We start from the raw sequence: 26,631 nt of genomic DNA, 5'->3' as shown, positions 1-26,631 counted from the left end.
AACTGGTGAGCGTCGTTCTGATTGCGCGAAATGCGCAGTTCCGGCCTCCCGAACATCAAACTCACCAGTTCACCACTTTACCATCTCACCACATGCTCAAAGACTACCTCCGCCTCCACTTCATTGTGTTTTTGTGGGGCTTCACGGCCATTCTGGGCAAGCTGATTTCGCTGCCGCCGGTGGAGCTGGTGTTTTACCGCACGCTCATTGCCTCGGTGGGGCTGATCGGGCTGCTGGTGCTGCGCGGGCTGCCTTGGCGCGTGCCCACAGGGCAGGCCCTGCGGCTGCTGGGCGTGGGCGCGCTGGTGGCCGCGCACTGGATTACCTTCTTCCTGGCGGCGCGGCTCTCGTCGGTGAGCGTGTGTTTGGCGGGCATGGCCACGCTGGCCCTGTGGACCTCGCTGCTGGAGCCCGTACTGCTGCGCAAGCGGTTTCAGCCCTACGAAATCCTGCTCGGGCTGCTGGCCATGGTGGGCTTGTACCTGGTGTCGCAGGCCGAGTTCGACCAGCTGCTAGGCCTGGGCGTGGCCATTCTGTCGGCGGGACTAAGCGCCCTGTTCAGCGTGCTCAATGCCCGGCTGATCAAGGACCACCCGCCGCTGCGCCTCACGCTCTACGAAATGGCCGGCGCCTGCCTCAGCATCATGGTGTTTCTGATTGCCCGCCCGGCCTTCGGCGGCCCTCTACCCAGCCTCGACCCCACCCCTGCCGACTGGCTGTGGCTGCTGCTGCTGGCCGGCGTGTGCACGGTGTACGCCTTCTCCGCCTCGGTGGAGCTGATGAAGCGCCTCTCCGCCTTCGCCGTGAACCTGACCATCAACCTGGAGCCCGTCTACGGCATCGTGCTGGCCGTGCTGATGTACTGGCTGGCGGTGCCGGGCTTCGGGCAGGAGCGGCTGTCGTTGGGCTTTTACGCGGGCACCTGCATCATCCTGCTCAGCGTGCTCATTCACCCGCTGCTGAACCAGTGGCAGCTGCGCCGCCGCCGGCCCACGGAGGATGAGGCGGTGTCGTTGGTGGAACGGTAAGGGCCACCCAATGCGCATCAAGCATTTCTTCGGGGAAGCCAACCGTCAGTAACATCAGCTGGCGACGCGGGGCTGCTCCACTCGCGCTGCGCAGCCCCGCCGTAAACGACCTCCCTGGTTTCATTAGTCGGGCAGAGCTAAGCGAAAACACGAGCGGGAGCAAAGAGCCTATGCTTCTTGCTCCCGCAATCGTTGCTGACGTCAGGCTCCCCCTCTCCCCTAGGAGAGGGAGCCGGGGGGTGAGGCCCCTACAGCTGCCCGTCCCACACCAAATACTCCGCCGGCAGCGCCATAGTCGGCGGCTGCGTCAGTTCCGGCCACAGCCCGAACACGGCCGAGCCCGAGCCCGAGAGGCTGGCGTAGGCCGCCCCGGCCGCGTACAGCTGCGCCTTCAGCTCGCCCAGCAGCGGGTACTTCGGCGCCAGGGAGCCTTCAAAGTCGTTGACCACCGTCTCGCGCCAGCTTTCCACCGGGCCGGCCAGGGCCGCGCGCAGCTCGTGCGCGGGGGCTTTGGGCGTCACACCGGCATAGGCCTCGGCAGTGCTGATGTGCAGGTTGGGGTAGATGACCTTGCAGGCGGCCCCGCGCAGCTGCGGCAGGGGCAGCGGCTGCAGTTCGTCGCCGCGGCCCAGGGCCAGGGCGGGCTCGTTGCGGATGAAAAAGGCGCAGTCGGAGCCCAGGCGGCGGGCGTAGGCTTCCAGCTGCTCGTCGGTCAGCTGCAGCTGTAGCACGGTATTGAGGGCGCGCAGGGCGAAGGCGGCATCGGCCGAGCCCCCGCCCAGGCCCGCGCCGATGGGTACCACCTTGTGCAGGTGCAGGTGCACGGGCGGCACCGCGGGAAAATCGGCTTGCAGCAGCTCGTAGGCCCGGCGGCAGAGGTTGGTGGCCGGGTCGCCGGGGATGGGGCGGCCGGTGAGCGTGAGCGTGGTTTCGGCGGCCGGCAGCACTTCCAGCGCGTCGCACCAGGGCAGCGGCAGCATCACGGTTTCGAGGGTGTGGAAGCCGTTGGGGCGGCGCTCCGTGATGTGCAGTCCGAGGTTAAGCTTGGCGTTGGGGAAGACGAGCATGGGCGCAAAGAACGGCACTGCGCGGCCACCGCGCCAGTCCGCAGCGGCGGCGGGCCACCCGCTCGCGGTACGCCGCCAGGTTCCGCACCGGGCGGCCGGCTTGGGGCCGGCTGCCCGGTCGTCGTCGGGCCGGTGCTGGACCACTAGGTACCCGACAACCAGCCGGATTCGGGCTACTTGACCGCAGCCTCGCAGCTTCGAGCCGCAACCCTGCAGTCTGCCAATGCGAGGTTACGGCTTTTAACCGCAGCCTTGCGCCCTGAAACCGCAACTTCGCGGCCAACAGCCGCAGCCTCGCGGTCTTAAGCCGCAACTTTCCGCCCCCGAGCCGCAGGTTTGCGCTTTCCAACCGCAACCTCGCGCTTCTAAACCACGACTTCGCGCCTTGTAACCGCAGCCGCGCGCTTCTAAACCGCGACTTCCCGGTACCGCGACTTCGCGGTCCGGCGCCGCAAGCTCGCGGCTGTGGACCGCGCGGCCTAACTTGCGGCGCCCTGTGTCGGCCTGCCATGCCCCTCTCCCCTGCCCCGTCTGCCCCGCCCCGCACCTGGTACCTGCGCCGGGGCAAGCGTGCCTTCGACGTGCTGCTGGCGCTGCCGCTGCTGCTGCTCTCGCTGCCCGTGCTGGCCGGGGCGGCGCTGCTGCTAGGGCTGCAGCCGGGGCAGCGCGGGGTGCTGTTCCGGCAGCCGCGGCCGGGCCTGCACGGCCGCATCTTCACGCTCTACAAGCTGCAGACCATGACCGAGGCCCGCGACGCCGCCGGCCAGCTGCTGCCCGATGCCCAGCGCCTCACCCGCCTCGGCCGCTGGCTGCGCGCCACTTCCGTCGACGAGCTGCCCCAGCTCTGGAACGTGCTGCGCGGCGACCTGAGCCTGGTCGGCCCGCGCCCCTTGCTGGTCGAGTACCTGCCCTTGTACTCGCCCGCCCAGGCCCGGCGCCACGCGGTGCGGCCCGGCATTACGGGCTGGGCGCAGGTAAACGGGCGCAACGCCATCAGCTGGGAGCAGAAGTTCGACTACGACCTGTGGTACGTGGCGCACGCGTCGTTTGCGCTGGATTTACGTATTCTCGCCCTGACGGCCGCCCGCGTGCTCGGCGCCCGCGGCATCAGCGCCCCCGGCCAGGCCACCACCGAGGCCTTCCGGGGCAGCCCGCCGCCGTCTTCTTCCCTCGAATAGCACACATGACCCAACTTTTCTTCTCTGAATACGACGACGCGGAGTTTGCCGGCGTGCGCCCCCTGGTCATCGTGGGGGCCGGCGGACTGGGCCGCGAGGTGCTGATGCTGGTGCGCCAGCTCAACGAAGTGGAGCTGCGCTGGAACGTGCTAGGCTTCTACGACGACCAACGCCCGCCCCACGACCGGGTGCACGAGCTGCCCTGGCTGGGCACTATTGAGGAGCTGAACGCCCACCCCGAGCCGGTGTTCGTGGCCGTGGCCATCGGCAACAGCCGGCAGCGCGCCGCCGTGGTGGCCCGCCTCAGCGGCCCGCAGCTGCACTTTGCCACGTTGGTCCACCCCTCGGTGCTGCTGCGGCCCTACCAGTTCGTGCAGCTCGGCGCGGGCTGCATCGTCACGCAGGGCTGCATTTTCACCTGCGACATCCGCCTGGGCCGCCACGTGCTGCTGAACCTGGGCTGCACCATCGGCCACGACGCGGTGCTGGAGGATTTCTGCTCCCTGATGCCCCACGCCAACGTCGGCGGCGAGGCCTACCTGGAAACCGAAGCCTACCTGGGCACCAACGCCACCGTCATCAACCAAGTGCGCGTGGGCGCCCGCTGCATCGTGGGCGCCGGCGCCGTGGCCGTGCGCGACCTGCCCGCCGACTGCACCGCCGTGGGCGTACCCGCCCAGGTTATCAAATATCATTAGTGTTTAGTTGTTAGTGCTTGGTTGTTAGTGCTTGGTGCTTGGGTCGTTCTGACGCTCACGCGCGCTAAGCACCAGGCACTAACAACTAGGCACTAACAACTAGGCACTACGCCTCAAGCACCCATAATGCACAGCGACGACCACGACCGGCTCTACCTTTCCCCGCCCCACCTCGGCCGCCACGAGCTAAATTACCTGCACAAGGCCATCGAAGACAACTGGGTGGCGCCGGTGGGCCCCAACCTCGACGGCTTCGAGCGCGACCTGTGCCAGTACACCGGCGCCAAGCACGCGGTGGCCCTCTCCTCGGGCACGGCCGCCATTCACCTAGGCCTGCTGTTGCTCGGCGTCGGCCCCGGCGACGAGGTCATCGTGCCTTCTTTCACCTTCGTGGCCACCGCCAACCCGGTGCGCTACGTGGGCGCCGAGCCGGTGTTCGTCGACTCCGAAGCCAGCACCTGGAACCTCTGCCCCGAGCGCCTGCGCGAAGCCCTGGAGGACCGGCGCCGCCTGGGCCGCTCGGTGAAGGCCATCATCGTGGTGCACCTCTACGGCATGCCCGCCCGCCTGACGGAAATCCTGGCCCTGGCCGCCGAATACGGCGTGCCGGTGCTCGAAGACGCGGCCGAAGCCCTCGGGGCGCGCTCCCACGGCCGGCCGCTGGGCGCGTTCGGGGCGCTGAGCGTGCTGTCGTTCAACGGCAACAAAATCATCACCACCAGCGGCGGCGGCGCCCTGCTCACCGACAACGCCGACTGGGCCCGGCAGGCCCGCTTCCTGGCCACCCAGGCCCGCGACGCAGCCCCGTACTACCAGCATTCGGTGCAGGGCTACAACTACCGCCTGAGCAACCTGCTGGCTGGCATCGGCCGCGGGCAGATGGAGCTGATCGAGGACCGCGTGAAGCGCCGCCGCGAGATTTACGCGCAGTACTGCGAGCTGCTCAAGCCGCTGGAAGCCGTGCAGGTCGGCCCCGCCGAGCCCACGGACACCCGCGCCAACCGCTGGCTCACCACCCTGCTGCTCCGCCCCGAGTACACCGGGCATACGCCCGAAGCCTTGCGCCTGCACCTGGAAACGCGTAACATCGAGTCGCGCCCGCTCTGGAAGCCCCTGCACCTGCAGCCGCTCTTCGCCGCCGCGCCCATGTACGGCGGCCCCGTCAGCACCGACCTTTTCGCCCGCGGCCTCTGCCTGCCCTCCGGCTCCGCCATGACCGATACCGACGTGCGCCGGGTGGTAGCGGCCCTGCGGGAAATGCTGTAACCTGGCCTAAAAGCTGGCCCAATCAGCTTATAAAGTTCAACCGGTAGTATAAAAATCTGGCAGAGGGTACAAAACACCACACCAGTAGTACAAACTCTCATACCGCTGCTTACGGTCGGGCGTCAGCTCTCGGAGCCACGCAGCTGATTTGCGTCGTCAAACAGGCGCTTCAGGCGGCACTCCGTGCGCACGGCTCCCAGCACCATGCCCAGCACCCAGCAGGCTAGCACCACCTGCAGGGCCCGCACTCCACCAGCGAGCAGGTAGACCGCAACGGCCAGCACCGGCAGCCCCAGGCTCAACCGCCAGAAGTAGCGGGCAAAGTAGGTGTTGGCCTCGTGCCAGGCCGCGGGCGTGCGCATGGAGCGCGCCGTGCGGTAGCCGTACAGCCAGTTGATCTGCTTGGGCGGGCGGTATTTGGTCACCCAGCCCATCAGCAGCGCGAGGCCGCACACCACTACCAGGGCAATAACGGTGGCTACGTTTTCCTTATCCATCGGCGGGAAGTTGACGTGGCAAGTAAGCGCCGGAAGTTAGGCGTTCAGCGCCTGTCGCAGATCCGCCAGCAGCTCCTCCACCGGCTCGATGCCCACCGACAGCCGCACCAGCCCGGTGGTAATGCCCAACTCCTGCTGCTGCTCGGCCGTCAGGGCGCGGTGCGAGGTACCCAGCGGATACGACAGCGACGAATCGACGCCGGCCAGGGACGGGGCGAAGGGGAACCGCTCGGTGCGGCGCATGAAGTTGCTGACCACCTCCCGGTCGTCGGCCAGCTTGAAGGAGAGCATGCCGCCAAACAACCCGCCGCCCTGCTCGGCTGCCAGCGCGTGCTGGGCGTGGGTGGGCAGGCCGGGGTAGTACACGGCCCGCACGGCGGGGTGGGCGGCCAGCATGGTGGCCACGGCCAGGGCATTGTGGCTGTGCTCCCGCATCCGCAGGTGCAGGGTTTTTAGCCCGCGCACGGCCAGCCAGCTCTCCATCGGGCTCAGCGTAAGGCCGTAGAGCACCCCGATTTGCTTGAGCCGGGCGGCTACTTCGGGGTCGGCGGCCACGGTCACGCCGGCCGTCACGTCGCTGTGGCCGGCAATGTACTTGGTCACGCTGTGCAGGCTGATGTCGGCGCCCAGCTGCAGGGGCCGAGTCAGCACCGGCGAGGCGAAGGTGTTGTCGACCACCAGCTTCAGGCCCAGCGCGTGGCAGTGCGCGGCGAGGCGGCCGAGGTCGGCCACGCGCAGCAGCGGGTTGCTCATGGTTTCGGCCAGCAGCAGGCGGGTGCTGGGCTGGCACAACGGCCCCAGGTCGTAGAGCTGCTCGAAGGGCACGTAGGTCACCGTGATGCCCATGCGGCTCAGCTCGGTGTTGAGCAGAGCCGCCGAGCCGCCGTAGATGTCGACCGCGCACAGCACATGGTCGCCGGCCTGGCAATAGGCCAGAATGGCGGCGAAAATAGTGGCCATGCCCGAGGACGTGGCCACGGCGCCCGCGCCGCCTTCCAGCGCATTCACCGCGTCGGCCAGCTCGTCGGAGTTGGGGTTGCCGTTGCGCGAGTAGAGGTAGCGGCTGCTGGTGTCGGCGAAGTACTCGTCCAGCTCGTCCAGGTCCTGAAACTTGAAGACCGAGCTTTGGTAGATAGGCGTGACTTTGGGATTGATAAAGGTCATCGGGGCGGAGAAGTTGACGGGCAAAGGCACCGGGCCGGCGCGGCGCGTTGCATCGGCCCCAGCTGCGCCGCAAGCTACGGCCCGCGCCGCGCTTTTCCCGACTGAGGGGTTACGCCCCAGCCTACACGATGCTGGCCGGCGCGCCACCCTCCGAAGGCGGCGTCTGGTGCTTCTTTTTCTGGGCCGCCCGGTTTTCGCGCCGAAACACCTCCATCAGCACTAGGAAGTACGACACCAGCAGCGGCCCCACCACCAGCCCGATGATGCCGAAGATTTCCACGCCCAGCACCAGCCCCACCAGCGTCACCAGCGGGTGAATGTTGCCCATGCGCTTGGCCAGCAGGATGCGCAGCAGGTTATCGACGTTGATGATGACGATGAAGCCCACCAGCAGAATGCCGATGGCCGCGCCCTTGTGCCCCTGCGAAAACTGGTACAGCGCCGCCGGCCCCCACACCAGCGGGGTGCCCAGCACCGGCAGAAAGGCCATGAAAAACGCCACTACGCCCCAAAACAGAGGGTCGGGTACCTTGAACACCCACAGCGTGAGCCCCGTCAGGATGCCCTGCACCAAGGCCACCAGCGCCTGCCCCAGCACGTTGGCGTTGACGTTGTTCTTGAGCGAGTCGCCCAGCTCGTGCATGGTTTCGCTGCGAAACGGCAGGTAGCGCCGCAGCCCGATCAGGAAGTACGTTTCCTGCATAAACAGGTAGTACATCGTGAAGAGCATCAGGCCCACTACCACCAGCACGTTCAGGGCGCTGCTGGCCAGCGTGGTCAGCCAGCGGCTCACCACGCTGGTGCCCTGCTGCAGCAGCTGCCGCACGTTCTGCTGCTCGGTTATCTTGATGCCGGTGGCCTCTTCCAGCTTGTGGAGCACCTGCAGAATCTGGTCAGGGTTGCGCACGAAGGCCACCAGCCGGTTGACGAGCAGGGAGCTGAGCGCGTAAAACGGAATGACCAGCACCACCACCGTCAGCACCAGAATGCCGATGGTCACCAGCCGGCGGTTCCAGCGCCGCTTGTGCACCAGGGCCACCCAGATCGGCCGGAACACCACGAACAGGATGCCCGCCGCCAGAAACGCCGTCAGGTACTGCGCCAGCCCGAATACCATCAGCCCGGCCAGCCCGAGGATAGACGCAATCAGCAGCACGTGCCGCTGCCGGGGCGTGTAGATGTTTTCGATGGCGTTGAGCGGGTCGATGGGCGGCATGACGGGGCGGTTACTGCCCGCAACAATACGACAACGCCGCTGCTTGGCCCGCTTCAACGCAAAAAAAGCCGCTCCTGCGGGGCAGGAGCGGCTTCTTCAGCTATTGGCGACGATGCGTTGACCTAAGCCAGCACCGATTCGGCCAGTACCGTCACGTTGTTGCGCAGCACTTCCACCACGCCGCCGCTCACCTGGAACGACTCGCGGCCGGTGGCGCTGGTCACGCGCAGCTCGCCGGCCTGCAGGGCGGCAATCATCGGCGCGTGGTTGTTGAGCACTTCAAACTGGCCGGCAACGCCCGGAAACACGGCCGAGGAAACTTCCCCCTCGAACACCTTCCGGTCCGGCGTGATGATTTCTAAACGCATGTTGTCAATGTGCTAATGTGGAAATGTGCTGGTGTGCTAATGAATGTGCTGACGTGCCAGCAGGTTTCCCCGCATTAGCACATCAGCACATTCAATCACATTCGCACATTAGAATGAATTAGCGGGCCTCGGCCATCAGACGCTCACCCTTGGCTACGGCATCCTCGATGGTGCCCACCAGGTTGAACGCGGCTTCCGGCAGGTGGTCGTACAGACCGTCGATGATGCCGTTGAAGCCTTTGATGGTGTCCTTGATGTCCACCAGTACGCCTTTCAGGCCGGTGAACTGCTCGGCCACGTGGAAGGGCTGCGACAGGAAGCGCTGCACGCGGCGGGCGCGGCCCACCACCAGCTTGTCTTCTTCCGACAGCTCGTCCATCCCCAGGATGGCAATGATGTCCTGCAGTTCTTTGTAGCGCTGCAGAATCTCCTTCACGCGCTGGGCCGTGTTGTAGTGCTCCTCGCCGATGATGTTGGCGTCGAGGATACGCGAGGTCGAGTCGAGCGGGTCCACGGCCGGGTAGATGCCCAGTTCGGAGATTTTACGCGACAGTACCGTGGTGGCGTCCAAGTGAGCGAAGGTCGTCGCCGGGGCCGGGTCAGTCAAGTCATCGGCCGGCACGTAAACGGCCTGTACCGAGGTGATGGAGCCGCGCTTGGTGGAGGTGATACGCTCCTGCATGGCGCCCATTTCGGTGGCCAGCGTGGGCTGGTAACCTACGGCCGACGGCATACGGCCCAGCAGAGCCGATACTTCCGAACCGGCCTGGGTGAAGCGGAAAATGTTGTCGACGAAGAACAGAATGTCGCGGCCGGCACCGGTGCCGTCGCCGTCGCGGAAGTTCTCGGCCACCGTCAGACCCGACAGGGCCACGCGGGCGCGGGCTCCGGGAGGCTCGTTCATCTGGCCGAACACGAAGGTGGCTTTCGAGTCCTTCATGCCTTCCAGGTTCACCGCGTCGAGGTTCCACTCGCCTTTTTCCATGCCGTGCATGAACTCCTCGCCGTACTGTACGATGCCGGCTTCGATCATTTCACGCAGCAGGTCATTGCCTTCGCGGGTACGCTCACCCACGCCGGCAAACACCGACAGACCCGAGTAGGCCTTGGCGATGTTGTTGATCAGCTCCTGAATCAGTACGGTTTTGCCTACGCCGGCACCACCGAACAGACCGATCTTACCGCCCTTCGCGTAGGGCTCGATCAGGTCGATAACCTTGATACCGGTGAACAGTACCTCGGTGCTGGTGGAGAGGTCCTCGAAGCGCGGGGCGGCGCGGTGAATCGGCAGTGAGCCAACGCCCGAGGGCTGGGGCAGGCCGTCGATGGCCTGGCCGACCACGTTGAACAGACGACCGAGCACGGCGTCGCCGGTCGGCATCTGGATCGGGGTGCCCAGGTCCGTAACCACGGCGCCGCGGGTCAGGCCGTCGGTCGAGTCCATGGCAATGGTGCGGACGCGGTCTTCGCCCAGGTGTTGCTGGCATTCGAGGACTACGCGCGTGCCGTTGTCCTTGATGACTTCGAGGGCGTCGAGAATGTTGGGAAGCTTGGTGCCTTCACCCGCGAAGCTCACGTCCACGACGGGGCCGATAACCTGGGTGATTTTGCCGGTATTCGCCATTGCAGTTCTTTATATGGGAGAATGAGAGCAGTTTCAGGCCGCAAAAGTACGGACCATTCGCCGCACGGGCAAACCCCGACCGGGGCGAAAAAGTGCAGAAACTTTTCTCGCTGACACTCACCGGAAAAAGGCCCGTTTGGAGCGTTCTGAGGGGGTTTCGTGGAAATTTTTTTTCGACGGAAATTTGGAGGCAGCAAAAACCTACCTACATTTGCAAACCCAAACGGCACAACCCCTGGTTACCGGATGGGAAATTGTCCGATGGTGTAACTGGCAACACGCTTGATTTTGATTCAAGAAAGTCCAGGTTCGAGCCCTGGTCGGACAACTAGAAAGGCGCTGGCCCCCTCTTCGGAGCGGAGTCGGCGCCTTTTGCTTTTTCCGGTTTCGACGGGTCGGCCCACACGCTAGCGGTGGTCCGGGGCCCGAGTGGCCTGCGAACCAAGCCTCTAGCGCGTGCATCCCCTACCTTGCGGCTGCCGGCTTCTTGCTTCGCTCACTCAGTCCCCCTTTTCCTACCATGTCCTCGCAGGTCAAAATCTTCTCCGGCACCACGTCGCGCGACGTAGCCGAAAAAATCGCCGCCGCCTACCGCCAGCCCCTCGGCGACCTTACCATTCAGCGCTTCGCCGACTCCGAAATCGGCCCGAGCTTCAACGAGAGCGTGCGCGGCTGCGAGGTGTTTCTGATCCAGAGCACCTTCCCGCCCGCCGACAACCTGATGGAGCTGATGCTGATGGTGGACGCGGCCAAGCGCGCCTCGGCCAAGCACGTGACGGTGGTGATGCCCTACTTCGGCTACGCCCGGCAGGACCGCAAGGACAAGCCCCGCGTGAGCATCGGGGCCAAGGTGGTGGCCGAGTTCATCCAGAGCGTGGGCACCGACCGCCTGATGACCTGCGACCTGCACGCCGGCCAGATTCAGGGCTTTTTCGACATCCCGGTCGACCACCTCGACGGCTCGACCATCACGGCGCCCTACATCCGCTCGCTCAACCTCGACAACCTCATCTTCGCCTCGCCCGACGTGGGCGGCGTGGTGCGCACCCGGGCCTTTGCCAAGAAGTTCGGGGCCGAAATCGTGGTCTGCGACAAGATGCGCCTGCGCGCCAACGAAATTGCCTCCATGCAGGTCATCGGCGACGTGACGGGCATGAACGTGGTGCTCGTCGACGATATCGTGGATACGGCCGGCACCGTGTGCAAGGCCGCCGACCTGCTGCTGGAGCGCGGCGCGGCTTCGGTGCGGGCCGTCATCACCCACCCGGTGCTCAGCGGCCCGGCCCACGAGCGGATTCGCAACTCGGCGCTGGTGGAGCTGATTACGACCGACACCATTCCGCTGCGCGAGGAAAACGAGAAAATCAAGGTGATTTCCGTGGCCGACCTCTTCGCCCGCGCCATCCACAACGTGGTGTCGCACGAGTCGATCAGCTCGCTGTTTATATAGAGTATAGTCCGGATTAATTGAACGTCATTCCGAGCGGAGTCGAGGAATCTCGCGTGCTGATGTTCGATGGTAACTTCCTCGTTGAACGGAGAAATTACTTGCGGAAGTCAGCACGCGAGATTCCTCGACTCCGCTCGGAATGACGTTCTTTCTTTACGGTTATCTTCCCGGTTCAGCACATATAGTCCCGGCCCGCTTTTCAATCCCAACTTCTCCGCGTACCTTTGCGGCCCCTTCGGCCTTACCAGCCGGGTGGAACCGTTTCATTTCAAGGTCTTTAACAGAGGCCACACTTTTTCAAACACCAGTTTATGAAAAGCCTGGAGATTGTAGGGTTTAAAAGAGCGAATCTCGGCAAGAAGGAAGCCAAGCGCCTGCGCCTGGAGTCGTATGTACCGTGCGTGATGTACGGTGGCAGCGAGCAAATTCACTTCTACGTGCCCGCCATCCTGTTCCGCGAGCTGCTGTACACCCCCGAGGTGCACATCGTGGACCTGAACGTGGAGGGTGACACCTACCGCGCCATCGTGCAAGATGCTCAGTTCCACCCCGTGAACGAGATGCTGCTGCACGTCGACTTCCTGCAGCTGCAGGAGGGCAAAGAGGTGAAAATGGACATTCCGATTCAGTTCGTGGGCGTTTCGCCGGGCGTACTGGCCGGTGGCAAACTGGTGTCGAAGCTGCGCAAGCTGAAAGTGCAGGCGCTGCCCGAGAACCTGCCCGACTACGTGAAGGTGGACATCTCGGACCTGGGCCTGGGCAAGTCGATCAAAGTAAGCAAGGTGGAAACCGCCGATTACAAGATCCTGACCAACCAGCTGGCTCCGATTGCCACGGTGGCCATCCCGCGTGCCCTCAAAGGCCAGATGCAAGCCGAGAAATAAGGACCACGGATTCGACGGATTTTTCGGATGCCACGGATTTCGTGGTCGGTTCGGGAGGAGGTTGAATCCTGAAAAAAAGCCGCTCTGTTCGCAGGGCGGCTTTTTTTTGTACCCGTTTAGATAATTTTGTCTCTTAACCCAGACGGTCGGGCAGCGCTGCCCCACTAATCGTCCACGAAATCCGTGGCATCCGAGAAATCCGTCGAATCCGTGGTCTATGAAATTCCTGATTCTCTGCCTGGGCAACATCGGGCCGGAGTACGCTGATACGCGGCACAACGTGGGCTTTATGGTGGGTGACTACCTGGCCCGCAAGTTTGAGGCGGCGCCCTGGGCGCTGGGCCGCCACGCCTTCACCACCGAAATCAAGCACAAGGGCAAAACCTTTGTGCTGGTGAAGCCCACCACCTACATGAACCTGAGCGGCAAAGCGGCGGCGCACTGGCTGAGCACCCTGAAGCTGGAAAAGGAGCAGATGCTGGTGGTTACCGATGATCTGGCCCTGCCCTTCGGCAAGCTGCGGCTGAAAGGCAAAGGCTCGGCCGGCGGGCAGAACGGCCTGAAGCACATCCAGGAAACGCTGGGCTCCGACGAGTACGCCCGCCTACGCTTCGGCATCGACTCCAGCTTCTCGAAGGGCCGGCAGGTGGATTACGTGCTCAGCCCCTTCTCGGCCGACGAGCTGATCGACCTGCCCCTGCGCCTGGAAAAGGCCGCCGACGCCGTGCTGGCCTTCGGCACGCTGGGCATCGAGCGGGCCATGAACGTGGTGAACGTGAAGTAGCGGTTCGGTTGGCAGTCATTGCGAGCAACGTATTCCGCGCATCAAGCGGCGTCAATCCTTCCTCTCGCGGCACGACGGCCCAACTGGCACCAACTAAAAACGACACCGCCCGAAACCTTGCGTCTGAGGTTTCGGGCGGTGTCGTTTTCGGTCTGATGCGTTTCGGTTTCTGCCAGTGGTAGCGGCGGTGCTACTGGAGGAAAGATTGCTTCGGCTTCGCCTCGCAATGACAGCTACCCGAACCGCCGCTACTTACGCCACGAAGGAGCCGGGGCGCACGGGCTGGCCGGGCTGCATCAGGCTGAGCTTGCCGTCGGCGTTTTCGGCCAGCAGCAGCATGCCCTGGCTTTCGATGCCCTTGATTTCGCGCGGGGCGAGGTTGAGCAGCACCAGGGCCTGCTGGCCTATCAGTTGCTCGGGCGCGAAGTGCTCGGCAATGCCCGACACGATGGTACGCTTGTCCAGGCCGGTGTCGACGGTGAGCTTCAGCAGCTTCTTGGTCTTGGCTACTTTCTCGGCCGCGAGGATGGTGCCGATGCGCAGGTCCATGCGGCCGAAGTCCTCGAACGACACGTCTTCCTTGGCCGGCATTACCGGGGCGTTGGCCAGCTGGTTGGCCAGCTTGGTGTCGAGCAGCTTCTGCACCTGGGCTTCCACCGTCTGGTCCTCGATTTTGTCGAATAGCAGCGCGGCTTCGTTGATCGGGTGCCCGGCGGGCAGCGCATCGGGGCGGCCGGCTTCGTCCCACTTGCCGTTGGTCCGGTTCAGCATCCGGCCCAGGTTGGCCGAGGCGGCGGGCAGGAAGGGCTCCATCAGCGTGACGAGGGCGGCGGCCAGCTGCAATGCCACGTGCAGCACGGTGCCGGTGCGGGCTTCGTCGGTTTTGATGAGCTTCCAGGGCTCGGTGTCGGCCAGATACTTATTGCCCAGACGCGTGAGGTTCATCAGCTCGTTGAGCGCGTCGCGGAAGCGGTAGTTTTCAATCAGGTCCCCGACGCGCTGGGGGAATTCGGCCAGCTGGGCGAGGACTTCCTGGTCGGCGGCGGTCAGCTCGCCGGCGGCGGGCACCTGGCCGGCGAAGAACTTGTGGGTCAGCACCACAGCGCGGTTGACGAAGTTGCCGAGGTTGGCGACCAGCTCGTTGTTGTTGCGGGCCTGGAAGTCCTTCCAGGTGAAGTCGTTGTCCTTGGTTTCGGGGGCGTTGGCGCAGAGCACGTAGCGCAGCACGTCGGCCTTGCCGGGGAAATCCTGCAGGTACTCGTGCAGCCACACGGCCCAGTTGCGGGAGGTGCTGATTTTGTCGCCTTCCAGGTTCAGGAACTCATTGGCGGGCACGTTGTCGGGCAGGATAAAGTCGCCGTGGGCCTTGAGCATCGCCGGGAAGATGATGCAGTGGAACACGATGTTGTCCTTGCCGATGAAGTGCAGCAGCTTGGTGCCCGGGTCCTGCCAGTACTTCTGCCACTCGCCGTCGGGCAGCAGGTCCTTGGTGGCCGAGATGTAGCCGATGGGCGCGTCGAACCACACGTAGAGCACCTTGCCCTCGGCGCCTTCCACCGGCACGGGCACGCCCCAGTCCAGGTCGCGGGTCACGGCGCGGGGGTGCAGGCCCTGGTCGATCCACGACTTGCACTGCCCGTACACGTTGGTTTTCCAGTCGGCTTTGTGGCCTTCCACAATCCACTCGCGCAGCCAGGGCTCGTACTGATCCAGCGGGAGGTACCAGTGCTTGGTTTCGCGCAGCACGGGCTGGTTGCCCGAGAGCATGGAGCGCGGGCTGATGAGGTCGGTGGGGCTGAGGGAGGTGCCGCACCGCTCGCACTGGTCGCCGTAGGCGTTTTCGTTGCCGCAGGTGGGGCAGGTGCCCACGATGTAGCGGTCGGCCAGGAATTGCTGGGCTTCCTCGTCGTAGTACTGCTGCGACACCTGTTCGGTGAACTGCCCGGCCTCGTACAGCTTGCGGAAGAAGTCGGAGGCCGTCTGGCGGTGAGTTTCGCTGGAGGTGCGCGAGTAGATATCGAACGATACGCCGAAGTCCTTGAACGAGTCGCGGATGATGGCGTGGTACTTATCGACCACCTGCTGCGGGGTCACGCCCTCCTTCTGGGCGCGGATGGTGATGGGCACGCCGTGCTCGTCGGAGCCGCAGATAAACTTCACGTCGCGGCCCTGGGCGCGCTGGTAGCGCACGTAGATATCGGCGGGCAGGTACACGCCGGCCAGGTGGCCGATGTGCACCGGGCCGTTGGCGTAGGGCAGCGCCGCCGTGACGGTATAGCGTTGGGGAGTGGTTTGCATCGGGAGAGAGAACAACGCGAGCCGGCTTCGGGTTAGCTCGGCCGGACAAATTCAAATTTGAAAGCGCAAAGAAACGACGATTGGGCTACAGTTGCGGCGTTCAGCACGTTACGTGCCGCGGCGGGAGTGCAAAAAACTTAACATAACGGATTGATAACAATTACCTTGATTTACGCGTCCAATACCACACCGAGCTAAACTCTTCGTCCCATGGCCCTCCCTACCCTACCCAATACCTCCGTTCCTCAGCTGGTGGCGGACACTGCGCCCCTGAAAAAGGGCAAGAAAGCCCTCCGCAAGGAGGAGCGCAAAGCCACCAAGGCCGAGGAAAAAGCCCTGGAAAAAGCCGCCAAAGCCGAGCGCAAAGCCGCCAAAGCCCAGGAAAAAGCCGCCTCCCTGGCCGCCCACACCAGCATCGACCTGCCGGCCCTGGCGGCCCCCGAGCCCTCGAAGAAGGAACAGAAAAAGCTGGCCAAAGCCGCCGCCAGGCAGGCCCAGAAAGAGCTGAACCGGCGCGTGAAGGAGCTCAGCAAGCGCATCCGCCAGGAAACCAAAGCCCAGATTCAGGAAGTGGTGGCGGCTGCTTCGCTGCGGCTGGAGCAGGAAACCCAGCAGCTGTTTGAGGAAGTGCTGAACGGCGCGGCGCCCGCTTCGCAGAGCATTCAGGCCGATCCGTCGACCTATTCGGTGCCCGCCATGCCGGCCCCGGCGCCCCGGCCGGTGCGCCGCCCCGCCCCGCGCCGCACGCCGGCCGCCGCCGCGCCGGTGGTGGCCAAGCCCGTAGCCGCCAAGCCGGCCACGACTAAACCAGCGGCCAAACCGGCCGCCGCCAAATCGGTAGCGGCTGCGCCCGCCGCCCCGGCCCGCACCAACCGCTCCCGCGCCACCGCCGCCCGCCCGGCCGCCAAGCGCCCCGCCGCCGACAACAACGCTGCGCCCAGCGACACCGCCCCGGCCGTCAACGACATCTAAGCCTTACCGCTTAGCACCCTGAAGCCGCCCCGGCCGTCCCTATCGCGGGACTGGTCGGGGCGGCTTCGGCATGTGTGGGCAGCGCGGGCTAGGGCCGGCGGTTCAGCAGGGTGTCGGTGGTGGTGATGTTGGGGTTGCCCTGAATGCGGCGCATGCGCGTTTCCTGGCTGGTGTTGTTGGGGTCGTTGGTGTTGATGGTTTCGATGCGCTGCCGCCCGCCCGAGGCGGCGGCCTGCTCGCGCACCTGCGGCACGCGGCCGGGCGTGGCATCGGGCGCGGCCCCGCCGGCTCCGATGCCGCGGTTGTAGGCAGCCTGCCGGTCGGCGTCGGTGCGAATTTCAGTGGGCGCCCGGTCGGTTTCGACGGCGCTATCGGAGGCGGTGCAGGCGCCGAGGGCCAGGGCCAGCAGGCCGGCCGCGGCCAAGGGCAAGTATCGAAGGGTAGTCATAAGCAGAAGAGCCGCCGGGCCTTGGTGCCCGGCGGCTCTTCTGCTCAACGCAAGCGCGGCGCCGAAGTTCGGGGCCGCTACGCCCCGGCCGGCACGGGCAGGGCCGCGCGGATGCCGTCCCACAGCGCCACGCGGGCCTGCATGCAGCGGGCGGCCACGTCAGCGGCCTGCTGCCACTTCTGCTCATCGTCCTGGCACAGCTCGCGCACCATCTGCTGGGCCAGCGGGGCGTGGGCCTCCTCGTCCAGCTCGATGTGGCGGTCGAGGTAGTAGGTGAAGGTGTCGAGCTGGCCGGGGAAGCGCTGGCGCAGGTCGCCGACGAGGTGGCGGAACATGTCGGGAATCACGTCTTCGCGGCCAAAGGTGAAGGCGGCGGCCACGGCGTGGGGCTGGCCGGCGCCCACCACGTCGAAAGTCTGGCGCACGAAGGTGCGCACGGTGGCCGGGGCGTCGGCGGCTTCCAGGGCGGCTTCGAGGTCCTGGTCCTGGGCCAGCGCGTCGAGCAGGCGCTGCATGGGCTGGGTGTCGGCGCCGCACTCCCGCATAGCGCGCAGGTACAGCTCGAAGTGGCTGGTGGGGCGGCCTTCGGGGTCGACGTCGGTTTCCTCTTCCAGTACGATTTCGTTGATGAGGCGGCGGGTGCTGGGCGAGCCTTTGGGCACCCAGGGCAGCGTCACGCAGGTCAGGTCGCGCTGCAGGGCTTTGAGCAGCGACATAAAATCCCACACGGCAAAGACGTGGTGCTGCATGAACACGCGCAAATCGTCGAGCGTGTGCAGGGACTGGTACACCGAGTGGTCGACGAGCTGCTGGCGGGCCGGGGCCAGGCGGGCCTGCAAGGCGGTAATGAGGTCTTGGGGCATGCGAAAAATGCGGCGGGTGATGCTGGGGTAACAGCCGAAACCACAAAGTTGGTTTGGCCGGGCCGCATAAACGGCATCGGGCCGGTCAGCGGATTGGCCGCGCACCAGCGCTGACGTCCGGATTTTACCCCGCGCAGCGTCGGTACCCGAGTGGATTTAAGGATGATCAAGGCGCCCGGCGGCGTCTCAACACCAACTAACACAAAGCACCAGCCGAACTCGGCTGACGCTTTTAGGAAGTACCCAGGCAGGTGGGGCTGCTATTTCCGGGCCTGGGCACCCTCGCCCAACAGGCGGGCCACCTGGGCCTGCAGGGTGAGCAGGGCGGCATGGTCGGCGTCGGCTTGAGCGGCGTGGGCCCGCAGGGCAGCGTTTTGGCGGCGCAGCTCGGCCAGTTCGGCAGCCGCGTCGGTGGCGCGGGGCGCTGTGGCCGATGCGGCGGGGCCAGCCGCCCGGAGCTGCTGTAGCTGCTGCCGCTGGCGGGCGTGGTCGGCTTCGAGCAGCAGCACGCGGCGGTACAGGGCCTGGATGGCAATCAGGTTCACCCCGTCGAAGTCGGCCTGGTTGATGCTGGTCGGGTTGCCGCTGCGCCCCACCGCGTCGTGGCCGAAGGCGGCGAAGAAGTCCTGGGCCATGGGGCCATAGTGGCGCATGGTGTCCGGGCTCTGGCCCCGGTAGTTCCAGGAGCCCAGGCGCAGGCCGTTGATGCGGTCGAGGAACAGGTTGCCGTCGGCCAGCACCACGCGCTCCTTTTTGGTGGAGTCGGAAATGATAGACCAAGCATTGCTGCCCGCGTCGAGCCGCACCCCAACGGCCGTGCCCTGGCTGGTGGTGGTGGCGGCGGTGGTGAACAGGCGGTAGCCCCCGGCGAAGCGGGCCGAGAACTGGTTGAAGTTGGTACTGACCAGGGAGTCCTGCTGCCGGGCCTGGTCGCTGTTTTGGGCCGGAGAGTAGTCGGCCAGCACGAAGCTGCCGTAGTAGCCGCCGGTACGGGCGTAGTAGCCCAGGGCGTAGCAGTTGCCCTGGCTGCTACGGGCCTGGGCGCTGTAGCCGAAGGCCAGCGACGGCACGAAGCTGGTGGTGTTGTTGGTTTGGGTCTTGCTCTGGTAGCCGCCCACAAACCCGTGGTAGCCCCGGTAGGCGTTCTGGTAGCCCATCATGAGCCCGTAGTAGCCCAGCACGGACTCGTTTTGGTAGCCGGTCGCCAGCGTGTAGTCGCTGGCCCGCAGCCGGTTTTCTCTGCCGAAGGCGACAGTGTAGTCGCTGCCGGCCTGGTTGTCGAGGCCGAAGGCGACGGAATAGGCCCCCACGTTCGGGTAGTCCCAGCGGTTGCCCGACACGCCACCGGCCCGGAAGGCGCTGTAGTACGAGAGCCAGGTCAGCCGGTCGCCGGCCCCGGACACGTTCAGCGGGTTGGCCTGCCCCCGGAACCGGCGGGAGGTCAGGATGAAATCCTGGTCGAGGTCGGGCAGGCGCAGGCCCTGGCCGGTGGTGGAGTCGGCACTGACGCGGGCCGCGCCCAGGGTGAGCAGGCCGGCGGGGCTGAGGTCGAGGCCGCTGCGGATGGCGCGGGCGGTGGTGCCGTCCACCAGCTTCTGGCCGTTCAGGTTCAGCGGCTGGGTGGCGGTGTGGTTGCCCAGGTTGTCGGCGCCGAGGCGCACCCAGGCGGAGCCGTCGAAGGCGTAGAGGCCGGGGGTGTTGTCGGTCTGATAGATGACCAGGCCGGGCACGGGCGGGGCGGTGGCGCTGGCCGTGAGGGCGTCGCGCTGGGCCAGCGTGAGGCGGGGCAGCAGCAGGCCCTGCGTGGTGCTGCGCACTTCCAGGGCCGCCGAGAGGTCGGGGCTGGTGGTGCCGATGCCCACTGAGCCGGCAGTCTGGGCCAGGGCGGCGGGCGCGGCGGCCAGCAGCATCAGCGCCGCTAAAAAGTATTTATGGCGCATGAAAACAGGAGTAAGCAAGCGGGATGCCCGGCAACCGGACCGCGTAAAGGTACCCCCATTGGGCTGCCCGTCTTGTCGCATGTTGATGCGACACGGGGCCGCTACTGCCCGCCCGCCGGGCCCCGGTGCCGGGCCAGCAGCTCGGCTTTGGAGTTGACCTGCAGCTTGTCGTAGATGCGGCGGATAAAGGTGCGCACCGTGTTGATGCTGATGCCCAGGCGCTCGGCCACCAGCCGGTAGCTCAGGCCCTCCTCGATGGCCTGCACCAGCTGCAGCTCGCGGGCCGTGAGCACCTCGGCGGGGGCGGGCAGGGGCCGGAAGTGGCGCACGATGTGCCGCGCAATAGCCGGCGACATAGGCGAGCCACCATCAAGCACCTCGAGCAGGCCCGCTTTCACGTCGCGCAGCATGGTGCTCTTGAGCAGGTAGCCCACCGCCCCGGCGCACAGGGCCTGAAACAGCCGCTCCGGCTCGGCAAACACGGTGATGAGCACTACCTCCGCCTTGGGCAGCACCCGCCGGATGCGCGTCACTCCCTCAATGCCCGTCATGCCCGGCAGCCCGATATCGGACAGCACCAGCCGGGGCGGCCGGGTGGCCGTGGGCAGCCGGTCCAGAAACTCCTCCACCGAGCCGGCCACCAGCACGCAGTCGAATTCGGGCTGCGCGCACAGGTAGGTGACGTAGGACTGGCGAATCGACGCATCGTCCTCAATGATGGCAAGGGCAGTAGTGCTGGGCATGGCACGAAGGTACCGGACCGCCGCGCCCCCCCATAGCGCATGATGATGCGACAAAGTGAGTTGGGAGTTGCCAGTTGGGAGTTGTCAGGGCAGATGCCCACACGAACTCGCAACTGACAACTCCCAACTGACAACTAACTACCCCGGCACCCGCACCCGCACGGCAAAGCCGCCGCCGGCTTCGGGGCCGGCCTCGGTGGTGCCGCCCAGCACGGCGGCCCGCTCGCGCATGTTGCGCAGGCCGTGGCCGGAGTCGCGCGCTACCACGGCGGGCGGGCCGTCGTTGACTACGGCCAGGTGCAGCCCCGTGGCGTCGCGGTGCAGGGTCACGGTCACGGTGGCGTCGTGGGGGGCGTGCTTGAGGATGTTGTGCAGGGCTTCCTTGTAGATCAGGTACAGGCCACGGCGCACGGGCGGCGCGAGGACGGGGCTGCTGCCGACGGCCTCATCGGCCACGAAGCGCACGTCGCGGCCGGTGGGCACCAGCACCTCGTGGGCGTAGTCACGCAGGCGGTCGAGCAGGTTGGGCACCGAGTCGTTGCTGGCGTCGAGGCTCCAGACCACGTCGTTGAGCTGGCGCACGGCCAGGCGGCTGTTGCCGGCCACTTCGGCCAGCTGGGTTTGCTGCTGCTCGGGGGCGCCCAGGCCTTCCTGGAGCAAGTCGGTTTGCAGGGCGATGCGCGAGAGCAGCCCGCCCACGTCGTCGTGCAGGTCGGCGGCCAGCTGGCGGCGCAGGGCGGCCTCGCGGCGCTGCTGGCGGCGGCGGTAGACCCCCAAGCTCCCGCCAGCCAGCAGCAGCACGCCAGCTCCCAGCGCGCCCAGTCCCAGGCGGGTGCGGATGGTGCGGTGCTGCGCCTCTAGCTCGGTGATGCGGCGCTGCTGCTCCAGCTGCCGGATGCGGGTGCGCTGCTCGGCCACGGCAAAGCGGGCCTGGGCCGTGGCCACGGCCGCTATGCTGGCCTGCCGCAGCAGCGTATCGCGCAACACCGTGTAGCTCCGCAGGGTGTCGTAGGCGCCGGGCAGGTGCAGCGCGGCCATCAGCTGGGCCTTGAGGTTCAGGGCCTTGCTCAGCACGTCCAGCTCTCCTACCCGGCGCATCAGGTCGGTGGCCTGCTCGGTGCGGGCCAGGGCCAGCGGCAGGCGGCCCTGCGCCCGGACCAGCTCGGCCAGGTGCAGCCAGGCCTCGCTCTGGGCCTGCAAGTCGGGGTGGGTGCGGCTCACGCGCAGCACGTGCTGCCAGTTGGCCGCGGCCGAATCGGGGTGTCCCAACAGTTGCTGCGCGGTGCCGAGCACCAGCCGCAGGTGCGTGCCCAGCGGCGAATCGGGCTGGTTCAGCAGGCGCAGCCCCTGCACGGCCAGCCGCCGGGCCCGCAGCAGGTCTTCGCGGTGGGGCGGGCCGGACGCTTCGCTGCCGGGCAGGTAGGAGTTGGCCAGGTTATGCAGCACCAGCAGCTCGCCGCGCACGTTGCGGGGCCGGCAGGCCGCGTAGGCTTCCCGGGCCTGCTCGTAGTAGCGCCGCGACTGCGCAATATCCTCCAAATCCGACGCGACGTTGCCCAGCCCCAGGTAGGCATGCCCCACGTACAGCTGGTCGCCGGGCCGCCGCGCCGCCCGCAGCTCCGCTTCGAAAGTGCGCTGCGCCCCCGGCAAATCCGACTGGTAGTAGTACGCCGCGCCCAGGTTGTTCAGGGCACGTACCAGGCCCCACCGAAAGCCCGTGCGCCGGGCCAGGGCCGCCGCCCGGGCGGCGTAGGTGCGGGCACTGTCCAGGTCGGTCTGCAGATACGCCTTGCTGATGCTAAACAGCAGCTTGACCTGCGTGGTATCGGGCAGGGCCGGACGGCGCAGCCAGGCCTGCTGCGAGTCCGGGCGCAACGGAATGGCCGGCATCCGGCCGGCGTCGTCGGACTGGGCCAGCAAAGTTGCCGGCAACAGCCCAAACCCCATAAACAGCAGGTAGCGCATCGGCAACTGAACGAAATACAGACCGACAAGGTCGAAACAAATCTGCGGCTCCCGGACCGGAAAACCGCCGGGCGTGGGCGCCCCCCCGGTGAGCCGACAACAAAACGCCCGGAAACGCGGGGTTTCCGGGCGAAGCTTGCGGCAAAGCGCCGGGGCGGCTTACTTGGTTTTCTCGAACGTCATGGCGTTGCCGTCCATGCAGTAGCGCAAGCCGGTGGGCTTGGGTCCGTCGTTGAACACGTGGCCGAGGTGGCCGCCGCACTTGGCGCACAGGATTTCGTCGCGGCTCATGCCCAGGGAGTTGTCGCCGGTCACTTTCACGCTCTGGTTGGTCGCCGGGGCCCAGAAGCTCGGCCAGCCGGTGCCCGACTCAAACTTCTCGGTACTGTAGAACAGCAGGTTGTGGTCGGCGGCGCAGTAGTAGCTGCCCTTCTCGTGGTTGTCGTGCCATTTGCCGGTGAAGGGCCGCTCGGTGCCCTGCTGGCGCAGGATGTAGTACTGATCGGGCGTGAGCTGGGCTTTCCACTGCGCGTCGGTCTTGCGGACGGGAAACTCGTCGGGCTTGCCCGTCACGGGCTGGGCTTTGGGATAATCCTTGGTGGCGGCCGTCTGGCCGGTGACTTTGGCGTTGGGCGGGTTGGGGCCGGTGGGCTCGGCGGTTTTCGGGTTCTGCGAGCAGGCGGGCAAGGTGGTCAGAGCCAGCAGGCTAAGCAGCAGCGAGGGAAGTTTCATGGGAGAGGTTTCGGCGGAAGTGGGGGCCAGAAAAACAGCGGGACTCTTGCAGAACGCAAGGCCATTTCGATTTGTTCGGCTTACCTACGAGGCTAAGCACCAGTACGGTTTGCCCTGAAACATTAAGGGTAACAAGCATTTGCGCAAAACTTTCCGTACCTTTGCACCCGCAAAACCGCTCTCATGCAGAACATCCGCAACATCGCCATTATCGCTCACGTTGACCACGGCAAGACTACGCTCGTGGACAAGATCATCCACGCCTCGAAGCTCTTCTCGGAGCACCAGCACTTCGACGACCTGATCCTGGACAACAACGACCTGGAGCGGGAACGTGGCATTACCATCGTCTCGAAGAACGTATCGGTTCGCTACAAAGACGTTAAAATCAACATCATCGACACCCCGGGTCACGCCGACTTCGGCGGTGAAGTGGAGCGCGTACTGAAGATGGCCGACGGCGTGCTGCTGCTCGTCGACGCCTTCGAAGGCGCCATGCCCCAGACGCGTTTCGTGCTCGGCAAAGCCATCGACCTGGGCCTGAAGCCCATCGTGGTGGTCAACAAAGTCGACAAGGAAAACTGCCGCCCCGACGAGGTGCACGAGCAGGTGTTCGACCTGATGTTCAACCTCGGCGCCACCGAAGACCAGCTGGACTTCGTGACGCTGTACGGCTCCTCGAAGCAGGGCTGGATGAGCACCGACTGGAAAGTCAAAACCGACGACATCACCCCGCTGCTCGACGCCGTTATTGCCTCCATCCCGCCGGCGCCGTTCTACGAGGGTACCCCGCAGATGCAGGTAACCTCGCTGGACTACTCGGCTTTTGTGGGCCGCATTGCCATCGGGCGCGTACAGCGCGGCACGCTGAAAGAAGGCTCGAACATGAGCCTGATGAAAGCCGACGGCAGCATCAAGAAAGTGAAGATCAAGGAGCTGCAGGTGTTTGAAGGCCTGGGCCGCAGCAAAGTATCCGAGGTTTCGGCCGGCGAAATCTGCGCCGTGACGGGCATCGAGGGCTTCGACATCGGCGACACCATCGCCGACGCCGACAACCCGGAGGCGCTGGCCCGCATCAGCATCGACGAGCCGACGATGAACATGCTGTTCACCATCAACAACTCGCCCTTCTTCGGTAAGGAAGGCAAGTTTGTGACCTCGCGTCACCTGCGCGACCGTCTGTACAAGGAAACCGAGAAAAACCTGGCCCTGCGCGTGCAGGAAACCGACCGCGAAGACACCTTCCTGGTGTACGGCCGGGGTATCCTTCACTTGTCGGTACTCATCGAAACGATGCGCCGCGAAGGCTACGAGCTGCAGGTAGGCCAGCCGCAGGTGCTCTACAAGGAGGACGACAACGGCGACCGTCTGGAGCCCATCGAGCACCTCGTGGTAGACGTGCCGGAGGAAACCGCCGGTAAGGTTATCGAGCTGGTGACCATGCGCAAGGGCGAGCTGACCATCATGGAGCCGAAGGGCGACCTGCAGCACCTGGAGTTCAACATTCCCTCGCGCGGCCTGATTGGGCTGCGTAACAACGTGCTGACCGCCACCGCCGGTGAGGCCATCATGAACCACCGCTTCCAGAGCTACGAGCCCTACAAAGGCGTCATCCCTGGCCGCATCAGCGGCTCGCTCATCTCGATGGAAAGTGGTGCCGGCACGGCCTACACCATCGACAAGATGCAGGACCGCGGCGAGTTCTTCGTGGACCCGGGCGAGGAAGTGTACGGCGGCCAGGTTATCGGCGAGCATACCCGCCCGAACGATTTGACCATCAACATTCAGAAGGGCAAGAAGCTGACGAACATGCGCGCCTCGGGCTCGGATGAAAACGTGAAGATTCAGCCCAAGCGCCAGTTCTCGCTGGAAGACGCCATGGAATACATCCAGAAGGATGAGTACCTGGAGGTAACGCCGAAATCGGTGCGGATGCGCAAGATTCTGCTCGACGAAAACGAGCGTCTGCGCTCGGCCAAGAAAGCCGACTAATTCGGGGTCGACAGTTCCGAGTTGTCAGATTGCAAAAAGGCGCGGCTTCGGTCGCGCCTTTTTGCTTTATGGCCCTCCGTCGTTGTTTTCTCCGCCGCATGGTTCCCGGGAGTATTGTCAGGTATTAATATTGTACGCCGCTTCTCTCTCACCACCTTTTGCATGAAACAACACTTACGCTTACTTCTTCCGTTGGCCTTGCTCATCGGCGCCGGTTACCAGGCCCAGTCCCAGGGCGTGGGCATCGGCACCACCAGCCCCGATGGGGCGGCGGTACTCGACGTAAATTCCACGAACCGCGGGTTTCTGCCCGCGCGCATGACGCAGGCGCAGCGCGGCCTGATACCCGTGACCAGCCAGAGTGCAGGCCTGCTGGTGTACCAGACCGACGGCACCGCTGGCTACTACTATTACACTGGCGCCGGTTGGCTGCCCCTCGGCGCCCAAGGCCCTCAGGGCCCGGTGGGCGCCACCAGCCCGCAGGGCGCAACCGGGCCTTCGGGTCCTGCGGGGCCGTACTGGGCCGTCGGGTGCGCAGGCCCAGTACGGCGACGGGTCGGCCGGGGCCTTGTCGGTGGCGAGCGGACAGACGGTAGACCTGAGCACGACGGCCGGGGTAAACTCGCTGCCCGGCCGGGCCAATCTGCAGTTCACCAACCTCACCATTAGCGGCACCATGATTGTGCCCAGCGGCACGGTTATCCGCGCGACGGGCAACGTGCTGATTACGGGCAGCATTACCGTACTCACCGGCGCCGAAGACAACGGCAACGGGCCGGCCACGCCGGGCATCTCGCGCTCCGCTCCGGGGCTGATTCACGGCGGCACCGGCGTCGGGCTACTGGCCGCGGCGGGCATTACCTACGCGCCCCCGGCCGCGGGCGGCTCCGGCGACCGGACCATCAACGCCACGGGTGGGGAAGGCGGCGGCTCGCTGGCCATTGTTGCCACGGGCAACCTGACCGTTTCGGCTGGCGCAAGCATCAATGCCAACGGTAGCAACGGCGTCAATACCGCTACCACGGGGGACGTGGGCGGACCGGGCGGCGGCGCCGGCGGCATTGTGGTGCTGGCGGCCAAGGGCACGCTGACCGTGGGCGGGAGTATTCGGGCCAACGGCGGCAGCGGGGGCAATGGCTTCAACGGCACCACCACCGGTAGTAACGGCGTGGGCGGGGGCGGGGGCGGCGGGGGGGGCATCATTCACCTGCTGTCGGCCAACGCCATCAGCGTGACCGGCACCGTGCAGGCCAACGGCGGCGCCGCGGGCACCGATGTGCAGCAGACCATGCACTCGGCCGGCTCGGGCGGCGGCGCCTGCGGGGGCGACGGCGGCGACGGCGGCGGCAACCTGGTGTTTGGCGGCCCCTTTACGGCCGCGCAGCCCGGCTCGGCGGGCCACGTGGTGCAAACCGTGGTGCCCAATCCGGAATACCTGATCCGCTAGTGGCTCT

At 65.7% G+C, this 26,631-nt stretch carries 23 protein-coding genes and 1 tRNA gene; 11 read left to right on the top strand and 13 right to left on the bottom strand.

Annotated features, from left to right (window positions below):
* The first annotated feature begins 92 nt into the window (after positions 1 to 92).
* Positions 93 to 1,028: a DMT family transporter gene (locus FDY95_RS11260; protein WP_138077810.1), complete on the top strand. Its 936-nt coding sequence runs from the start codon at positions 93 to 95 to the stop codon at positions 1,026 to 1,028.
* 248 nt (positions 1,029 to 1,276) lie between these two features.
* On the opposite strand, the gene ispE is transcribed toward FDY95_RS11260, so the two are convergent.
* Positions 1,277 to 2,095, bottom strand: coding sequence for a 4-(cytidine 5'-diphospho)-2-C-methyl-D-erythritol kinase (gene ispE / locus FDY95_RS11255; protein WP_138077808.1), 819 nt, complete (start codon positions 2,093 to 2,095; stop codon positions 1,277 to 1,279).
* A 509-nt stretch (positions 2,096 to 2,604) separates the two neighbouring features.
* Between ispE and FDY95_RS11250 the strand changes: the two genes are divergently transcribed.
* From FDY95_RS11250 to FDY95_RS11240, 3 genes are all read left to right on the top strand, one after another.
* Complete coding sequence (locus FDY95_RS11250) at positions 2,605 to 3,273, top strand: sugar transferase (protein ID WP_138077806.1); 669 nt, start codon at positions 2,605 to 2,607, stop codon at positions 3,271 to 3,273.
* Between the two features lie 5 nt (positions 3,274 to 3,278).
* On the top strand, positions 3,279 to 3,971 hold the full coding sequence (locus FDY95_RS11245; protein ID WP_138077804.1) for an acetyltransferase: 693 nt from the start codon (positions 3,279 to 3,281) through the stop codon (positions 3,969 to 3,971).
* Between the two features lie 126 nt (positions 3,972 to 4,097).
* The gene (locus tag FDY95_RS11240) at positions 4,098 to 5,237 is read left to right on the top strand and encodes an aminotransferase class I/II-fold pyridoxal phosphate-dependent enzyme (protein ID WP_138077802.1); all 1,140 of its coding nucleotides are present in this window, start codon (positions 4,098 to 4,100) and stop codon (positions 5,235 to 5,237) included.
* Positions 5,238 to 5,359: 122 nt separating this feature from the next.
* Here FDY95_RS11240 and FDY95_RS11235 read toward each other — a convergent pair whose 3' ends face one another.
* The 5 genes from FDY95_RS11235 to atpD all read right to left on the bottom strand — a co-directional run bounded on the left by FDY95_RS11235 (position 5,360) and on the right by atpD (position 10,106).
* Positions 5,360 to 5,734 (bottom strand): SdpI family protein, encoded by a 375-nt coding sequence (locus tag FDY95_RS11235; RefSeq protein WP_138077800.1) that lies wholly within the window; start codon positions 5,732 to 5,734, stop codon positions 5,360 to 5,362.
* A gap of 36 nt (positions 5,735 to 5,770) precedes the next feature.
* Positions 5,771 to 6,898, bottom strand: a complete 1,128-nt coding sequence (locus tag FDY95_RS11230; protein ID WP_138077798.1) for a trans-sulfuration enzyme family protein — start codon at positions 6,896 to 6,898, stop codon at positions 5,771 to 5,773.
* A gap of 121 nt (positions 6,899 to 7,019) precedes the next feature.
* Positions 7,020 to 8,114: an AI-2E family transporter gene (locus FDY95_RS11225; protein ID WP_246073999.1), complete on the bottom strand. Its 1,095-nt coding sequence runs from the start codon at positions 8,112 to 8,114 to the stop codon at positions 7,020 to 7,022.
* 122 nt (positions 8,115 to 8,236) lie between these two features.
* Positions 8,237 to 8,482, bottom strand: a complete 246-nt coding sequence (gene atpC, locus FDY95_RS11220) for an ATP synthase F1 subunit epsilon (protein ID WP_138077796.1) — start codon at positions 8,480 to 8,482, stop codon at positions 8,237 to 8,239.
* A 118-nt stretch (positions 8,483 to 8,600) separates the two neighbouring features.
* Positions 8,601 to 10,106 (bottom strand): F0F1 ATP synthase subunit beta, encoded by a 1,506-nt coding sequence (gene atpD, locus FDY95_RS11215; protein ID WP_138077794.1) that lies wholly within the window; start codon positions 10,104 to 10,106, stop codon positions 8,601 to 8,603.
* Positions 10,107 to 10,361: 255 nt separating this feature from the next.
* Between atpD and FDY95_RS11210 the strand changes: the two genes are divergently transcribed.
* From FDY95_RS11210 to pth, 4 genes are all read left to right on the top strand, one after another.
* Positions 10,362 to 10,434: transfer RNA gene (locus FDY95_RS11210), tRNA-Gln, on the top strand.
* Between the two features lie 192 nt (positions 10,435 to 10,626).
* On the top strand, positions 10,627 to 11,556 hold the full coding sequence (locus FDY95_RS11205) for a ribose-phosphate pyrophosphokinase (protein WP_138077792.1): 930 nt from the start codon (positions 10,627 to 10,629) through the stop codon (positions 11,554 to 11,556).
* A gap of 311 nt (positions 11,557 to 11,867) precedes the next feature.
* Positions 11,868 to 12,440: a 50S ribosomal protein L25/general stress protein Ctc gene (locus tag FDY95_RS11200; RefSeq protein WP_138077790.1), complete on the top strand. Its 573-nt coding sequence runs from the start codon at positions 11,868 to 11,870 to the stop codon at positions 12,438 to 12,440.
* 217 nt (positions 12,441 to 12,657) lie between these two features.
* The gene (pth, locus tag FDY95_RS11195; RefSeq protein ID WP_138077788.1) at positions 12,658 to 13,224 is read left to right on the top strand and encodes an aminoacyl-tRNA hydrolase; all 567 of its coding nucleotides are present in this window, start codon (positions 12,658 to 12,660) and stop codon (positions 13,222 to 13,224) included.
* A 252-nt stretch (positions 13,225 to 13,476) separates the two neighbouring features.
* Here pth and metG read toward each other — a convergent pair whose 3' ends face one another.
* Positions 13,477 to 15,522: a methionine--tRNA ligase gene (metG, locus tag FDY95_RS11190; RefSeq protein ID WP_138077786.1), complete on the bottom strand. Its 2,046-nt coding sequence runs from the start codon at positions 15,520 to 15,522 to the stop codon at positions 13,477 to 13,479.
* Positions 15,523 to 15,732: 210 nt separating this feature from the next.
* Between metG and FDY95_RS26310 the strand changes: the two genes are divergently transcribed.
* The gene (locus FDY95_RS26310) at positions 15,733 to 16,494 is read left to right on the top strand and encodes a hypothetical protein (RefSeq protein WP_171025625.1); all 762 of its coding nucleotides are present in this window, start codon (positions 15,733 to 15,735) and stop codon (positions 16,492 to 16,494) included.
* 88 nt (positions 16,495 to 16,582) lie between these two features.
* On the opposite strand, the gene FDY95_RS11185 is transcribed toward FDY95_RS26310, so the two are convergent.
* The 6 genes from FDY95_RS11185 to msrB form a co-directional block, all read right to left on the bottom strand.
* The gene (locus FDY95_RS11185) at positions 16,583 to 16,942 is read right to left on the bottom strand and encodes a hypothetical protein (RefSeq protein ID WP_138077784.1); all 360 of its coding nucleotides are present in this window, start codon (positions 16,940 to 16,942) and stop codon (positions 16,583 to 16,585) included.
* A gap of 77 nt (positions 16,943 to 17,019) precedes the next feature.
* Positions 17,020 to 17,805 carry a DUF3050 domain-containing protein gene (locus FDY95_RS11180; protein ID WP_138077782.1) on the bottom strand — a complete coding sequence of 262 codons (786 nt, stop codon included), beginning with the start codon at positions 17,803 to 17,805 and terminating at the stop codon, positions 17,020 to 17,022.
* Positions 17,806 to 18,065: 260 nt separating this feature from the next.
* A complete protein-coding gene (locus FDY95_RS11175) occupies positions 18,066 to 19,745 on the bottom strand; it encodes a tail fiber domain-containing protein (RefSeq protein WP_138077781.1) in 1,680 nt (559 codons plus the stop codon).
* 101 nt (positions 19,746 to 19,846) lie between these two features.
* Entirely contained in the window at positions 19,847 to 20,488 is a 642-nt protein-coding gene (locus tag FDY95_RS11170; protein WP_138077779.1) for a response regulator transcription factor, read from the bottom strand.
* 138 nt (positions 20,489 to 20,626) lie between these two features.
* Positions 20,627 to 22,453, bottom strand: a complete 1,827-nt coding sequence (locus tag FDY95_RS11165; RefSeq protein WP_138077777.1) for a tetratricopeptide repeat-containing sensor histidine kinase — start codon at positions 22,451 to 22,453, stop codon at positions 20,627 to 20,629.
* 159 nt (positions 22,454 to 22,612) lie between these two features.
* Entirely contained in the window at positions 22,613 to 23,185 is a 573-nt protein-coding gene (gene msrB, locus FDY95_RS11160; protein ID WP_138077775.1) for a peptide-methionine (R)-S-oxide reductase MsrB, read from the bottom strand.
* 183 nt (positions 23,186 to 23,368) lie between these two features.
* Here msrB and typA point away from each other — a divergent pair, with 183 nt between their 5' ends.
* Positions 23,369 to 25,177: a translational GTPase TypA gene (gene typA, locus FDY95_RS11155; RefSeq protein WP_138077773.1), complete on the top strand. Its 1,809-nt coding sequence runs from the start codon at positions 23,369 to 23,371 to the stop codon at positions 25,175 to 25,177.
* A gap of 574 nt (positions 25,178 to 25,751) precedes the next feature.
* On the top strand, positions 25,752 to 26,624 hold the full coding sequence (locus FDY95_RS11145; protein WP_171025644.1) for a hypothetical protein: 873 nt from the start codon (positions 25,752 to 25,754) through the stop codon (positions 26,622 to 26,624).
* The last annotated feature ends 7 nt before the right edge of the window (positions 26,625 to 26,631 follow it).

The sequence above is a fragment of the Hymenobacter jeollabukensis genome (assembly GCF_005771675.1).
Taxonomy (GTDB): Bacteria; Bacteroidota; Bacteroidia; order Cytophagales; family Hymenobacteraceae; genus Solirubrum; species Solirubrum jeollabukense.
This window is presented reverse-complemented; position numbering and strand designations above follow the sequence as displayed.

Coding starts and splice junctions, on each gene's coding strand:
- msrB (WP_138077775.1), bottom strand. CDS start 23,185: ATGAAACTTCCCTCGCTGCTGCTTAGCCTGCTGGCTCTGACCACCTTG.
- FDY95_RS11235 (WP_138077800.1), bottom strand. CDS start 5,734: ATGGATAAGGAAAACGTAGCCACCGTTATTGCCCTGGTAGTGGTGTGC.
- metG (WP_138077786.1), bottom strand. CDS start 15,522: ATGCAAACCACTCCCCAACGCTATACCGTCACGGCGGCGCTGCCCTAC.
- FDY95_RS11260 (WP_138077810.1), top strand. CDS start 93: ATGCTCAAAGACTACCTCCGCCTCCACTTCATTGTGTTTTTGTGGGGC.
- FDY95_RS11245 (WP_138077804.1), top strand. CDS start 3,279: ATGACCCAACTTTTCTTCTCTGAATACGACGACGCGGAGTTTGCCGGC.
- FDY95_RS11185 (WP_138077784.1), bottom strand. CDS start 16,942: ATGACTACCCTTCGATACTTGCCCTTGGCCGCGGCCGGCCTGCTGGCC.
- pth (WP_138077788.1), top strand. CDS start 12,658: ATGAAATTCCTGATTCTCTGCCTGGGCAACATCGGGCCGGAGTACGCT.
- FDY95_RS11205 (WP_138077792.1), top strand. CDS start 10,627: ATGTCCTCGCAGGTCAAAATCTTCTCCGGCACCACGTCGCGCGACGTA.
- FDY95_RS11250 (WP_138077806.1), top strand. CDS start 2,605: ATGCCCCTCTCCCCTGCCCCGTCTGCCCCGCCCCGCACCTGGTACCTG.
- FDY95_RS11230 (WP_138077798.1), bottom strand. CDS start 6,898: ATGACCTTTATCAATCCCAAAGTCACGCCTATCTACCAAAGCTCGGTC.
- FDY95_RS11225 (WP_246073999.1), bottom strand. CDS start 8,114: ATGCCGCCCATCGACCCGCTCAACGCCATCGAAAACATCTACACGCCC.
- ispE (WP_138077808.1), bottom strand. CDS start 2,095: ATGCTCGTCTTCCCCAACGCCAAGCTTAACCTCGGACTGCACATCACG.
- FDY95_RS11240 (WP_138077802.1), top strand. CDS start 4,098: ATGCACAGCGACGACCACGACCGGCTCTACCTTTCCCCGCCCCACCTC.
- FDY95_RS11175 (WP_138077781.1), bottom strand. CDS start 19,745: ATGCGCCATAAATACTTTTTAGCGGCGCTGATGCTGCTGGCCGCCGCG.
- atpD (WP_138077794.1), bottom strand. CDS start 10,106: ATGGCGAATACCGGCAAAATCACCCAGGTTATCGGCCCCGTCGTGGAC.
- atpC (WP_138077796.1), bottom strand. CDS start 8,482: ATGCGTTTAGAAATCATCACGCCGGACCGGAAGGTGTTCGAGGGGGAA.
- FDY95_RS11180 (WP_138077782.1), bottom strand. CDS start 17,805: ATGCCCCAAGACCTCATTACCGCCTTGCAGGCCCGCCTGGCCCCGGCC.
- FDY95_RS11200 (WP_138077790.1), top strand. CDS start 11,868: ATGAAAAGCCTGGAGATTGTAGGGTTTAAAAGAGCGAATCTCGGCAAG.
- typA (WP_138077773.1), top strand. CDS start 23,369: ATGCAGAACATCCGCAACATCGCCATTATCGCTCACGTTGACCACGGC.
- FDY95_RS11170 (WP_138077779.1), bottom strand. CDS start 20,488: ATGCCCAGCACTACTGCCCTTGCCATCATTGAGGACGATGCGTCGATT.
- FDY95_RS26310 (WP_171025625.1), top strand. CDS start 15,733: ATGGCCCTCCCTACCCTACCCAATACCTCCGTTCCTCAGCTGGTGGCG.
- FDY95_RS11165 (WP_138077777.1), bottom strand. CDS start 22,453: ATGCGCTACCTGCTGTTTATGGGGTTTGGGCTGTTGCCGGCAACTTTG.